Source organism: Corynebacterium sp. (assembly GCF_030530965.1).
Taxonomy (GTDB): domain Bacteria; phylum Actinomycetota; class Actinomycetes; order Mycobacteriales; family Mycobacteriaceae; genus Corynebacterium.
Window position 1 is genome coordinate 22,807 of record NZ_JAUMTY010000015.1, and the last position, 13,776, is coordinate 36,582.

Annotated in this window: 11 protein-coding genes and 1 tRNA gene; 6 read left to right on the top strand and 6 right to left on the bottom strand. The window is 57.8% G+C overall.

The genetic code is table 11. The features are described from left to right. The first annotated feature begins 194 nt into the window (after positions 1-194). The 3 genes from Q3981_RS04570 to Q3981_RS04580 all read left to right on the top strand — a co-directional run bounded on the left by Q3981_RS04570 (position 195) and on the right by Q3981_RS04580 (position 4,732). On the top strand, positions 195-1,685 hold the full coding sequence (locus Q3981_RS04570; protein ID WP_303124285.1) for a hypothetical protein: 1,491 nt from the start codon (positions 195-197) through the stop codon (positions 1,683-1,685). Between the two features lie 161 nt (positions 1,686-1,846). Beyond that, a complete protein-coding gene (locus tag Q3981_RS04575) occupies positions 1,847-3,055 on the top strand; it encodes a pyridoxal phosphate-dependent aminotransferase (RefSeq protein WP_052292440.1) in 1,209 nt (402 codons plus the stop codon). 195 nt (positions 3,056-3,250) lie between these two features. Next, positions 3,251-4,732: a YibE/F family protein gene (locus Q3981_RS04580; protein ID WP_303124286.1), complete on the top strand. Its 1,482-nt coding sequence runs from the start codon at positions 3,251-3,253 to the stop codon at positions 4,730-4,732. Positions 4,733-4,751: 19 nt separating this feature from the next. Here Q3981_RS04580 and Q3981_RS04585 read toward each other — a convergent pair whose 3' ends face one another. Further along, a complete protein-coding gene (locus Q3981_RS04585; protein WP_303124302.1) occupies positions 4,752-6,107 on the bottom strand; it encodes a UDP-glucose/GDP-mannose dehydrogenase family protein in 1,356 nt (451 codons plus the stop codon). Between the two features lie 70 nt (positions 6,108-6,177). After that, positions 6,178-6,741 carry a dCTP deaminase gene (gene dcd, locus Q3981_RS04590; RefSeq protein WP_012730942.1) on the bottom strand — a complete coding sequence of 188 codons (564 nt, stop codon included), beginning with the start codon at positions 6,739-6,741 and terminating at the stop codon, positions 6,178-6,180. Between the two features lie 197 nt (positions 6,742-6,938). Here dcd and Q3981_RS04595 point away from each other — a divergent pair. After that, positions 6,939-7,012, top strand: a tRNA-Gly gene (locus Q3981_RS04595). 65 nt (positions 7,013-7,077) lie between these two features. Here Q3981_RS04595 and Q3981_RS04600 read toward each other — a convergent pair. The 4 genes from Q3981_RS04600 to Q3981_RS04615 form a co-directional block, all read right to left on the bottom strand. Continuing rightward, the gene (locus Q3981_RS04600; protein WP_303124287.1) at positions 7,078-8,505 is read right to left on the bottom strand and encodes an MFS transporter; all 1,428 of its coding nucleotides are present in this window, start codon (positions 8,503-8,505) and stop codon (positions 7,078-7,080) included. 97 nt (positions 8,506-8,602) lie between these two features. Further along, a complete protein-coding gene (locus Q3981_RS04605) occupies positions 8,603-9,853 on the bottom strand; it encodes a phosphatase PAP2 family protein (protein ID WP_303124288.1) in 1,251 nt (416 codons plus the stop codon). Further along, positions 9,850-10,710, bottom strand: a complete 861-nt coding sequence (locus tag Q3981_RS04610; protein WP_303124289.1) for a PrsW family intramembrane metalloprotease — start codon at positions 10,708-10,710, stop codon at positions 9,850-9,852. Before Q3981_RS04610 ends, Q3981_RS04605 begins: the two co-directional genes overlap by 4 nt. A gap of 10 nt (positions 10,711-10,720) precedes the next feature. Next, positions 10,721-12,349 (bottom strand): VanW family protein, encoded by a 1,629-nt coding sequence (locus Q3981_RS04615; protein ID WP_368410087.1) that lies wholly within the window; start codon positions 12,347-12,349, stop codon positions 10,721-10,723. A 257-nt stretch (positions 12,350-12,606) separates the two neighbouring features. Between Q3981_RS04615 and Q3981_RS04620 the strand changes: the two genes are divergently transcribed. Together Q3981_RS04620 and Q3981_RS04625 are read left to right on the top strand one after the other, a co-directional pair. Further along, positions 12,607-13,071, top strand: a complete 465-nt coding sequence (locus Q3981_RS04620) for a universal stress protein (RefSeq protein WP_041629050.1) — start codon at positions 12,607-12,609, stop codon at positions 13,069-13,071. 161 nt (positions 13,072-13,232) lie between these two features. Beyond that, positions 13,233-13,776 (top strand): porin PorA family protein (locus Q3981_RS04625; protein ID WP_303124291.1); only part of this gene is annotated, 544 nt, incomplete at its 3' end.

Here is a 13,776-nt window from a genome sequence, read left to right on the forward strand (position 1 = left end):
CGAGAAACGTGCCGACGTTTGATAAGCGATGCCATTTTCCCGCCACGACCAGGGAGGCCAACGAGGACGAGGCCGCACCCGGCCATTCACGCCGCGCATACAAAAACACTAAGCTAGTTATCGCATTATTACTGTGGGACCCTGCACCCGCATGTATATTGTCCCGTATCACTTTTACAGCCTGAGGATGACGAATGAGCACAACCCCCTCCGACCCGACTTCACAGTCTGATTCGGAAGGCTATTCCACCCAACCCAATGACCAGTTTTCCACAGAAAACCGGCCCACGTCGGGCAGCTCATTCGAACAGCGTCGTGCGGAAGAACAACGCCAAGGGCAAGATCAGCGTTTAGAGGGAACTCAGCCCCCAAGAGAAGAACGAGGTCAGGACACTACTGAGTCCAGCTCTTCACACAGCTCTTCGACCAACGCCCCGATAGATGCCGAGTTTTCCGACGTTCCCACTGCTCGCGATGTCCTCCCCGAAAACGATTCACTCGGTGAAGACCGTGCATTCGACGAGCCACAGGCGCACGACGCTCAATCGCTCGAGGCTCAATCACACGGCGTTGATTCAGACAATCCGGACACAAAAAGCGGATTTTCGACGAATGGGGCGGCGGGTTTTCCTGTCATCACTCCGGAAATGATGCGTGAGGCTAATAGCCACACGACGTCATCGGCCGATGGCTCCGCAGAATCTGAAACCTCCGCGCAACCGAATCACTCGGCGCAATCAGATTGCGCACAGCCGGATTCTGAGCGTCATCAGGATGGCGCAATTAGTAGCCCGCCGACGGGAAAATCAACAAACGGCAAACCGTCGACGGTGACGTCCGACGCATATAACCCGTCACCTAGCACCACGACGCACGGATCACGCCCCGTTGGGGGCGCATCGCAGGCTCACCCCCAGAACGGCTCGGCCGGTAAAAGCGCCGGTCAGGGAAGCGTCGGCAAGGAAAAGACGAACCAAGACCGCCAGGTTCCCTCAGCACCTAACACGTCGGACAACGCGGCAGACGACAAAACGCCTCACACTGCAGCTCAGGGATCGGCAGCTGCCTCTGGCCCATCTGTCTCTGGCCAGGCTGGTTCACGCGGCGCCTCCGACGGGAGCAAGGGAGAGGCCAACGATCAGCAAGACGCCGACCAAGAGCCCACAGAAAATTCGCGGAAAGAAAAGTTCAAGAACTGGATTGCTACCACACCCGCAAAAGCACTGGTCTTCGTCGTCGCTGTCTTAATTCTTGCGGCACTATTCGGCGCTATTTGGATGGCTAATAACGATAATTTCACCGTAGGTTCGTCGGAAAAAACATCAACAGCTCCGTCGGAAGATAATCAAGCTGATCAACCCCAACAGAACTTCCCGACCCCCGGTGGAAAGACAATCAAAGGATCGATCGGGCAAAATATCGATCTTGACGCACGCCAAGTTCAAATATGCGGCAGTAGTACCGGTGAATACACGCGCTCTGCTATCCCGGTCGGGTGGGACTGCTCCGTGGCGGATACGGCGCGCCAGGTCTATAACGACACTCCCAAAGATGATCGAGGGAGCATCACCATCGATAGCCCCATTTCTGATTCGACATTCAAACTGGAATGCCAAGAATTTAAACCCGGGCTCGTGCGCTGCGAAAATAAAGATGACGATATCCACATCTACATCGGCAATTAACCACCATTGGTAATTAAAAACGAATTCACACTTTTGCCCCTCACGCGTGGCATAGTGGTCGGGTGAGCTCTTCCGATAAAAACGCGACACCCGCACCAGAAAACACCGACACCAGCAGCGCGACCTCGACCCAGGTCACTGGGCGCCAGCGGCTCAAGCACCTGGATCAGTCCAGCAAACTGCGCAACGTCCTCTACGAAATCCGCGGGCCGGTCAATGCCGAAGCAGAACGCATGATCGCCGATGGTCACAGAATTCTGCAGCTCAACACGGGTAACCCGGCGGTCTTCGGCTTCGAAGCGCCCGATGTCATCATGCGCGACATGATCGCGGCCCTGCCCACCGCTCAGGGGTATAGCACCGCGAAAGGCATCATCCCGGCGCGCCGTGCCATTGCCACGCGATACGAATTAGTTCCTGGATTCCCCAGCGCCGATATCGACGATATTTACCTGGGTAATGGGGTTTCCGAGCTCATCACCATGACTACTCAGGCTCTCCTCGACGACGGTGATGAAGTGCTCATTCCCGCTCCCGATTATCCCCTCTGGACGGCGGCGACCTCCCTGGCCGGCGGAAAACCTGTGCATTATTTCTGCCGCGAGGACGATAATTGGAACCCGGACATCGAGGACATCAAAGCCAAGGTCACTCCGAAAACCAAGGCAATTGTCGTTATTAACCCGAATAACCCCACTGGGGCTGTTTATAGCCGGGAAACGCTCCAGAAAATTGTCGATATCGCACGCGAGAATTCACTCCTCATTCTTGCCGACGAAATCTACGACCGGATTCTTTACGACGATGCCGAACACATCAGCATCGCTTCCCTCGCACCTGATCTGCTGTGCATCACATTCAACGGATTGTCCAAGGCATATCGCGTGGCTGGATACCGGTCGGGCTGGATGGTCCTCACCGGCCCGAAGGAACACGCCCAGGGGTTTATCGAAGGGTTGGACTTGCTCGCATCAACACGCTTGTGCCCCAACGTGCCTGCTCAGCACGCAATTCAGGTGGCGCTTGGCGGCAAGCAATCCATCTACGACCTCACGCTCCCCGGTGGCCGCCTGCTAGAGCAACGGAATGTAGCGTACGAAAAGCTCAATGAGATACCGGGCGTTTCGGTTGTTAAACCGATGGGTGCTTTGTATGCCTTCCCCAAATTGGATCGGAATGTTTACGACATTCATGATGACGAGCAATTCATGTTTGATCTCTTGCGCGCAGAAAAGATCCACCTCGTCCAAGGCACCGGATTCAATTGGCCGGAGCCTGATCACTTCCGCGTTGTCACTCTCCCGTGGGCTCGTGATCTGGCGGATGCGATCGAACGACTCGGCAATTTCTTGTCCAGCTACCACCAGTAAAGTCCGCGGGCACCCATCGCCGGCGGCATACCCACGCACGCTATTCTGAAAAACACGTTACTGTTACTGGAACATACTGTCGGTTAGGCGTCGTCGCTCAGATTTATTCGGCCTACGCTCCCTTTTACCTGGGCTGCATATCTGCGACCTGAGCTGCGTTTTTACCGACAGATCCGTTCACAATGAGGAGTCCTTGTGGGTAAACACTCAGCGTCCGGCGACGAACCATACCAGCCACGTGGCACCCACACGGCCAACTCCTCGCCCCAACAGGCCCCCATTCCGACGGAAACCCGCAGGTCACGACTCAACAACGCGCGCCGCGAAACTCAGCCACAGCCAACGATGCCACAGGTAGCCACGTCGCAACCAAAACCGTCGCAACCCGCAACCCCACAACCCAAGGCCAGCAAAACCACCAAGCGCTTCCGCCCGCACATCAAAAACTGGACGCTCGGCCAACGCATCCTCGCCGGATTTCTACTCATCGGCTTCATCCTCAGCGCCATCTCCACCGTCGCGCTGTGGCCATCGAACACACCGGCCCGCGTCGATAAGTCCTTCCAAGAAACGTCGTCCCTTCCCCAAAACATTGCCGACGGAACCGTCGCTGTCACAACTGAGGCAGCATGCGGATCCCCCAGCGTCGGCCGGACATTCGACGACACACCACGCGAGCCCACCACATCCACGGGCACGTGCACTCGCGCGATTATCGACATCACGAGTGGCCCTGACAAGGGGAAACGCACGCTCATTGAGACGTCCCACAAACCGGGCGACCCCGACCTCCGCGAGGGCGACAAGATCCGAATGACCCGCCACGCCACCGACGACGGCAGCATGGGGTACGCGTTCAACGATTACCAACGCAAAGTACCCGTGATCGCTTGGCTCATCATCACGGCTATCGCAATGGTGGCAATCGGCTCATGGCGAGGCGCGCGCTCACTCGTCGGCCTCGTCATCACGATGGCGATTATCGGCGCATTCATGCTCCCCGCCCTCCTCCGCGGCGGCGATCCACTCCTGCTTGCCGTCACATCGTGCGCCCTCATCATGTTCGTCGTGATTTACCTGGTCCACGGAATCAGCTGGAAATCCAGCTCCGCGCTCGCCGGAACGATCATCGCGCTGGGCCTGGCCGCGATCATGGCTGGTTGGGGTATCGACGGAACCCGGCTCCGGGGCCTCGGCGAAGAGGACAACCTCCTGGTTCAGCTTTATCTTCCCGACGTCACCGTCCACGGGTTAATGCTGGCGGGATTCATCGTTGGCGCGATCGGTGCGCTCAACGACGCTACCGTGGCGCAGGCATCCACCGTCAACGAGCTGGCCATCATCGACCGCAAAGCATCGCCCTGGCGGCTCTTTGCGGGCGGTATGCAAGTAGGGCGGGACCATATCGCGTCCATGTTGTACACGCTGATCCTCAGCTACGCAGGTGCAGCACTTCCGATGTTATTGCTGATCACTGCGTCGGAGCGGCCGCTGGGGCAGGTGTTGACCTCGGACCTCATCGCCACTGAAATCGTCAGGTCGGCCGTCGGCGCTATTGCCCTTGCGCTCGCGGTTCCAATCACGACGATCATCGCCGCGGTCACCGTCAAACCTGATCCCGACGCCAGCAACGCAGGTGGACATGGCCACGGCCACGTTCATGTCCATCATCACTAGGGGTCGCGTCAGCCCGGCGCTACAAACTGCGCCCCAACGCCCGCACAGACCACCCCGCCTGCATCCACGCGTCAACATCCAGGCAGTTCCGCCCGTCGATAATAATTGGCGACGCGACACACGCCCGCGCCTCCGACGGGTCCAGCCGCTTAAACTCCCTCCACTCCGTCGCCACGACCACGACGTCAGCATTGTGCAGCGCATCCCACACCGTGTCCGCATACATAAGCGTCGGGAAAACCTTCGACGCATTCGCCATCGCTTGAGGGTCGTACACGCTGACCTGGGCACCTGCGAGGCTCAACGCTCCCGCAACCGCCAACGCCGGCGAGTCGCGCACATCGTCCGACTCCGGCTTGAACGCCGCCCCCAGCACAGTCACGCGCGCCTCGTGCAAGGAACCGCCGCACGCATCCTTCACCATGCTGACCAACTTTTCCCGACGTCGAAGATTGATCGCGTCCACCTCACGCAGGAAGGTCAACGCCTGGTCAGCGCCCAATTCGCCGGCGCGGGCCATAAACGCCCGAATGTCCTTCGGCAGGCAACCGCCGCCGAACCCAAGCCCGGCGTTGAGGAACTTCCGTCCGATACGCTCATCCGCACCGATCGCGTCGGCAAGCACCGTGATATCCGCCCCCGACGCCTCGCACACCTCGGACACCGCGTTAATGAAGCTAATTTTTGTCGCCAGAAACGCATTCGCCGAGACTTTCACCAGCTCAGACGTCGCAAAATCAGTGACCAACAACGGCGTTCCCTCTGCCAAGGGCTGTGCATAAATCTTCCTGGCGACGTCCTCTACCTCGGAAGCCGAATTCTGCACACCAAGGACAATGCGATCCGGATGAATCGTGTCCTGCACAGCGTGGCCCTCGCGGAGGAATTCAGGATTCCACGCAATATCCACCGACGTCTCCTCAGCAGAAGTGGTGGAACTATCCGAATCCTGCGAAGCAACCAAACGATCGGTCAACTCCTGAAGCGCACGCGCGGTCCCCACAGGAACCGTCGATTTCCCAAAAATAATGTGCCGCCCCCGCAATAACGGCACCAAATTCGTGACAGCAGAGCGAACAAAAGTCATATCAGCTGCATACGAATTCTTCTGTTGCGGAGTACCAACACCTAAGAAATGAACATGAGCGAAATCGGCCGCTTCCTGGTACGACGTCGTGAAATGAAGACGACCCGAGGAAATATGTTTCCGAATAAGACCATCTAAACCGGGCTCAAAAAACGGCGTCTCTCCGCGCGACAGGAGCTCGATTTTATGCGGATCAACGTCCACCCCGATGACCTCATGCCCTAATTCCGCCATGCACGCCGCATGCGTTGACCCCAGGTATCCCGTTCCAATCACAGACATCCGCATGCCCATGAATTTACGCGGAAGCCACCGCTGAAGCATGTTCAGCCATCGCACACTGCGACAATACGAGCGATCAGCGGAAGTTCATATATGCTTTCGACGCCGTCGGCCCGCGTTGGCCCTGGTATTTCGAGCCCAATGACCCGGACCCGTACGGTGTTTCCGCAGGGCTGGACATCATGAACAACGCCAGCTGGCCTACTTTCATCTCTGGATACAGGGCGATCGGGAGATTAGAGGCATTCGACAATTCGAACGTGATGTAGCCGTTAAACCCAGGATCAATGAACCCTGCCGTGGAGTGCGTCAATAACCCCAACCGACCCAAGGACGACTTCCCCTCAAGACGGCCAGCCAAATCCGCTGGCAGGGCGAACTCTTCCAACGTCGACCCCAACACGAACTCCCCCGGGTGAAGAATGAACGCGTCGCCCTCCTTGACCTCCACTAACGACGTGAGATCCTCTTGCTCTTGTTTGGGATCAATATGCGTGTAGCGCGCATTGTTGAAGACGCGGAAGTAGCGGTCCAAGCGAACATCAATACTGCTGGGTTGGACCATCGTCGGATCGAAGGGGGAAATACCTAGGTGTCCAGAATCGATTGCAGAACGAATGTCACGGTCGGAGAGAATCACAGGCCATAGTTTACCCCGGACCTGCCGGAGTCCCACAAGCATATGGTGCTATTCGCTCCACTATCCCCGGCACGTTGACCGGGAGTTTTGTTGGCTCAAAAGTGGCAATGCTACGGTAAAGGGGGAACATGCATTGCAGTGTTCGCTGATCACGTGTGGATCATGCATATCACGCATTTTTCGTAATAGTTCTTCATGCCGATGTAGTTCAATGGTAGAACTCTTGCTTCCCAAGCAAGCGGCGCGGGTTCGATTCCCGTCATCGGCTCCATTTCAACAAGCCCCTGGTCACGAGATTGTGGCCAAGGGCTTGTCGTTGTATTCCGGCGGAACCGCTTACTCCACCATGTCCATGTTGTGCCGCTCCGGCAGAGCCACAGCGCCAGCAACCGCGATAAAGAACGACGCGCCGAAAATGGTGAAGACCAATGGAGTGGACCCCCACTCCAAAATGATCGGGACGATCAAGGGCGCGACCACACCTGCCACTCGGCCGACGGCTGCAGCCGCACCAGTTCCGGTCCCCCGCATCGCCGTCGGATAGATCTCCGGGCCGATCGCGTACAAGGCACCCCACGCGCCCAAGTTAAAGAAGCTCAGCAACAGGCCTGTGACGATGATCCCCGTCGCCCCGGACTGCAGGCCAAACAGGATCGCCGACACCGCAGAACCACACAGGAACACCGACAGCGTCAGGCGTCGGCCCCATTTTTCAATCAACCATGCCGCCGCCGCATAACCGGGCAGTTGCGCCAAGGTCATCATCAATGTGAACTCGAAGGACTTCACCAGCGAGTGCCCCTGCAGATACAGCAAGGTCGGCATCCACGTAAACGCTCCGTAATAGGCCAGGTTGACGAAGAACCACACCACCCACAGAGCAGTCGTGCGGCCACGCATGTGGGGACTGAATATCGACGACTCCCCAGCAGCGTCTTCACCAGGGCGGTTACCCGTTGGAGCATCCTCCGCCGAAGCGTCCTCCGACGCATCTCCCTTAGCGACGGAGGTCGGGGTCAAAGCGACCGCTTCGTCGAAAGGAACCGTCGAATTACGTGACGATCCCTTTTCGAAGAGCCGAACGCTGCGCTCGGCCTCCGCAAGACGGCCGCGGCTCTCCAGGAAGCGCACGGACTCAGGTAGTCCGTGACGAACGACCAGGGCGTAGACGGCGGGGACGATTCCCACCAGCAGTGCCCACCGCCAGCCGGGCCAGCCGCCCCATTCTTTCGGCACCAGGAAGTAACCGAGCAGCGCGGACATGATCCAGCCGACCGCCCAGAACGATTCCAGCGCCACAACGATGCGCCCGCGGTTCTTGCGCGGAGCAAACTCAGAGACCAGCGTCGACGCGACCGGCAATTCCGCACCGAGTCCCACGCCGACGATGAAGCGCAGGATGAGCAGCATGACCAAGCCGACGGAAAACGCGGCGGCACCCGTCGCAATGCCGTAGGTCAGCAGCGTGAGTGCGAAAACATTGCGGCGCCCCCACTTGTCAGCGAGCAAACCGCCGACGGAGGCGCCAATCATCATGCCCACGAAACCGATGGACCCTAGCCACGATGCTTGGGTGTTGGACAGGGACCACTCTGCCACCAGCGCGGCCATCACGTAGCTGATCAAACCGACGTCCATCGCGTCCAGGGCCCACCCGACACCTGAACCAACGAGAAGTTTGCGATGTTCGCGGCCGAAAGGCAAAGAATCGAGCCGGTCAGAACGCGTGGGGAGCTGGGAATGAACGGTCTGTGATGCGCGCATAGTGATCTTCCGTGAGAGCTTTACGCAGGACAATAGCGCCCATCACACCAATTGAAAAGAGAACCCACCCGAAAGTGTTCAGCTTATCTATTACTTATTATTTATTAATCGATTCACAACGACGGGACATCCACCACGTCTGAACAATCGGAACTGCGGCAGCCAATGTCCAGCCGAGAATAATGTCGAAAACGTAGTGCTCAGCGAAGAAAACTAACGCAAATCCCATTGTTAGCGCGTAAATCAACGCGACACTTCCCCATTTCCACCGACGACGGCTGAAGAGAAAAGTAGCGAAATACATGGTTATTCCGGCATGCAATGACGGAATCGCCGAGACCAAATTCGACGACGCTTGTGCTTTAGCGAGCGGCCCTTCGCCCACGGGAACTGGCTCCACGGGGCCTAAGGTCGGGCCATCAGCGCGTTCCTCACGTCGGGCACCGTCCTGAAAGTCTTTGACGCCCTCGGCCAGGCCGAAGGGGGCAATTTGGCTCCATGCATGGGCGGTAAGGCGTTCAACCCAGGGCTCGGGAGAGTCGTTTTTGTTGTTAACTGGCCCCAAGATAGAGCCCTCACCAGCGTGTTCGGCGGAGAACATGCACGGTGTATGGGACGGTTGGTCGGCGACGTCGGCAGGGGTGCATCGCGCGGCCGCCCACGGAGGAGCCGCGGGAACAAAAACATAAATTCCCAAACCAATAAATGAAACGGCGAGCAAACCAACAATGTAGCGTCGAAATTCCGCGCGCGACCGCAGCCATTCAATAAATGCCACCGTGTAGGGCATGAAGAAATATGAGGAATACACGGCCATGAGAATGAATTCCCACCAGGGTGCGTGCGCATACCGCCAATGCTCCTGGAGCCACACATTCGGCAAGGTCCCACCGAAGAGCCAGCGATCAACGTCGGGAGCCAAGTGCCACTGGACCGGGATCCCCATCCAACCGACGACGGTTTTGATGCCCCGGTATGCGAGCAGGAAGAGAATGAACGGGCCCCAGTCCACCAGGATGTAGGCCAGGTGGCTGTGGCCCAACGAGTAGATTGCGAAACCGACAAAAAGTAGTGGGATGAGGAACGATCCCACTTCCGACCAGCCAGCGAGCACGCCGATCGCACAGACCGCCACTGCCCATACGGCCATCCCCACGCGACGCGTCGTGACTAATTGGTCCTGTGAGAGGGACCGCAACCACGGAAGCCGATAGCGATACGTACCTTTGTCGGCGAACCGACGTCGGCAATGATCAGTCCATCGCTCCTTCACCGACCGATCACCGTCGGGTCGGTCCTGGCGGGCCTGATCATTTTTCTGGTCGGGGTAAATGTCAGTCGCTGTCACACAACCTCCCACGGGGACGTCGGTTGTTGGCGAGACGTCGACCGTGACCACACGATCAGTGATAGCAATCCGAGCACGCTGATGAAGACGACGCCGACGTGCAGGATCCACAAGGATGTTCCGTCCCACACAGCGTGCAAAATGACCGCGGTCACCCACGCCCAGGCGAACACCCGTCGGCCGTTACTCGGTTTGGGCGTATCAGCGCAGCGCCACAATGCCCACACCGTGAACCCTGTCCACGCCACGTGCCCGGCCGGAGACAACAGCCCACGCAACAGCAGGGTCGCGCTCACGGCATCTACATTCCCGCGTGTGGCAATCAGCGCGTTGAGGCCGTATCCCATTGTTTCCAGCACGGCGAACCCTGCACCCGAGGCGACGCCCAATACAACGCCCATTCCTGCGGTTCGACGGCGTCCCCACAGGTAAATCACTCCGGGGACGATGAGCTTGGCCGTTTCCTCGATGACGGCCACGGCCAGCATGCCTAACCAGGGCATGCGGTGGAGAACGTCGAACTCCAGTGAACCTGCAGTGGTTGTGCCGACGATTCCGCCGAACACGGCGGTGAGCGCCACAAGCCCCTCGTGGCCGTGTACGCGCTGGTCGGCGGCGTAAGCAACGAAGAGCACAGCGAGCGGAACCGTGACCGCACCGATGAGGAGCAGCGTCGGAAAGAGATTGAGATTATCCGTCCGAACCATGACGCGCATCACGACGGAATAGGCAATAACGCCGACGACGAGGGTCACCAGCCCCCACCCGACGCCTCGGCGGCGGGACGATCCCGAGGGGCTACTAACACCGCCCGAATACGGGCCTCCGGAATACGGACCGGGGGAAGAAAAGCTCACAAGTACCTCTCTAAGAACAGGTTATTTTTGGCGACGGATCATATTTGGTTGTCGTTGTATTACGGGAAATTTCCTGCCCGGTGGATAGCGACGTCACAACCCGCGTATCCGTCACAGTGAATCCCTGGGAACCCGATGATGGATGGCAATCAGGACCTGACAGTTGCTGTGACGATGGGCTCGTAAAGTTTGTTTTCTCCCCTTGAATAGAATCCACTTTCACCTGTGGAATGCCCTTAATCTGCACAGTAATGTCATCATCACCGGTGAATGCTTTAATCATCACCGGCGTATCAAAAGGGTTTTTAAATTTTAAGTCAATAGCGCCTTCATAGACGGTGGCTTCCCGTCCCGCGGGGTATCGGGAAATGTAATAGCTATGGGGTGTGTGTGCCACATCGGTCATTCCCGCGAAATAGGTGGCGTTATAGAGTGTCGTAGCAAACTGGCTGATTCCCCCGCCAACGCCTTCATCCGAGTGGCCGTTTTTAATGATGCCTGCTTTCACGAATCCCTGCGCTTCCCCACGAGGGCCCGTGAACCCATTCAGACTAAACGTTTGACCTGGCGAAACGATGGCACCATTCACCATTTCCGCCACGCGGCGAATGTTGACCCCGGAATCCGCCGCATATCCCCCCGTCGTGAATTCCCCCATCGTTTCGCGAAAATCGGCCTTTTCAGCGATCTCCGTGGTAAACGTCGCTTTATCGTCCGTGTAGGCGACGTCGTAGTCACGAACAGTGGTATTCGTCAATTTCCCTTGCAAATCATCGAGGGTTTTTGACCAGTTAATACTCACGCCATCTTGGCTAGGCGAGGTCACCGTGACCGAACCGTCGTCGCCAATAAGGACGTCCGCATCCTTCTTTGTTCGCTCGGTGGAACTTAATTGCGAGGAAAGAATGGACTTCGCGGCGCTGTCGTCGTAGTCGGCTGTGAAATGGTCACCATCGGCCCGGAAGGTGACGATTTGCCCCATATCTTCTGGAGCAATAATTCCACTCACATCATCACGGCCCTTAAAAATTAACGGACCAGAGACAACTTTATTGAGAACATCCCGCTCGGCCTGCTTAACCGCTTTCTCACCGATCTCAGGCTCAACTTCTTCAGCCGGAATCTCCACAACGCGGGTGGTGTTCAACCAATGTTTAGACACATTCTCGGCCAGCTCATCATGGTTAATCTTTTGGCCAGTGACTGGGTCTTTAACATCGGCTTTACCGTCGGAACCAATAGAGAGTTCAGCGTTAACGGGCTCGCGGGTGAGTTCTTTATCGACACGCTGGAGCGCATTGTCTAAGGAACCCTCATCAACATCGTTAACAATGCCGACTTCGCGGGTTTTCCAAAATGACTCAATGCGGGTCCACGGGTTCTTCGGTTGATGACCGGCATTCTCAATCGTCTGATCCCAATCCACCCGTAAACCGGACATCGTCGGATCAAGTGACGAGGTCATATCACCAGCATTGATAGAGACAGGCTCGCGAACCTTATCTCCTAGTTCATTGCGGAGCATAGTATCCGCACTTGCTTTACTCATTCCACCAATGCCGACGCCACCAACCTTGACGCCACGGGGAACTTGCCCCTGGCTCATCACTAAATCAGTGGCATATGCAATTCCCGCCATCAGCAACAGGAAAAGCAGAAAACCTAGTGACCACCAGGCAGCACGGTGATGTTTTCGTCCGGGGCCAACGGACGTACGCGCGTGTTTACTACTAGACACAGCGATTAGCTTATATGCACTAACCCCGTACCTAAACTAAGAGACCTACACTGGGACCGTATCTACCGAGAGGATTTCCAATGTCTGACACCACTTCAGCTCACACAGAACCGACGAACCAAGCCCCCGACGCCAACAACGGAGGCCACAAAGACACCATGCTCATCGCCTACGACGGGTCCGTCGAAGCGAAGCGGGCACTGGAATATGCGGGCCGCTTCCTCAGCACCCCGCGCGCGTACATTTTGACGGCGTGGGAGCCGCTGCAGCACCAAGCTAACCGTGGCGTCGGCGCCTCCATGGCTGGCGCTATTTACCAGCCTGCCGACAACCCCGAGGACGGCGACCCCGCCCACGCCGAAGCCCTCCAGACGTGCAAAGAAGGGGTACAGATCGCCCGCGAGAACGGGTTTGAGGCAGAACCGTTCTTGGTGGAGTCCGCCACCACGATCTGGAGCGCCATCGTCGACGCCGCCGAAGAGTTGCACGCTGACGTCATCGTGTCCGGTACACGTGGCCTCACTGGGTTCAAGTCGCTCTTCCAGGCCAGCGTGTCAGATAACGTGTTGCGCCACTCCGGCAAGCCGGTGCTTATCGTTCCTCCGCTTCCTGACAGCAAGTAGTCGCGATCCGGGGCACATCGCTGAGAACTCTGATACCCACCAACGCCGGCCCGGTGCCGGCCCGGTGCCCGCCCTGTGCCCTGACGACTGGGACAAGAAGTAGACGCAGATCGTATCCCCCACCTAGGGTTAGAACATCACACCGTCGATGAGGAGAGTCCGTGAATGCGAACGCGGGTGGCCGCAGCGTCTTGTCCAGACTTCCCGGTAGCGCATTCGGCGCACGGCACCGCCGAGCTATCACCCGCAGCTCCTTATGCGCCGGCGCCATTTTGTTAGTCATTGCCATTGCCGCGCCGACGTTCATCGTCCCCTCGCTCAAGGAATTGCCGACAAACATCGATTACGACGTGTCCACGGCGCCAACCCGGGGGATCCTCATCGACTCGGCAGCATTTAAGGCCGGCCACCCCTCTGCGTCGCACTCCTCAGACCCGGCCTGTGTCGGACAAGCCATGCCGACGCGCTGCTATATCGAAACAGATGTCCCACTGCGGGCGAGTGAAAAAGTGACGACGGCGTCGTCGTCGAAAAAAACGACAAAGCTTCGCGCAGTATCGACGCTCTACGCCGGCGACCTGAACACTCCGGAAAGGGAGAACGGTTCGGACGCGAAGGGCCAGGTAGACGCGGATAATAAGATCGGGTCGATCCACGATGAGGTCGTGCTGAACCGCCACACGGCATTCCCCTCGAAAAAGCCTC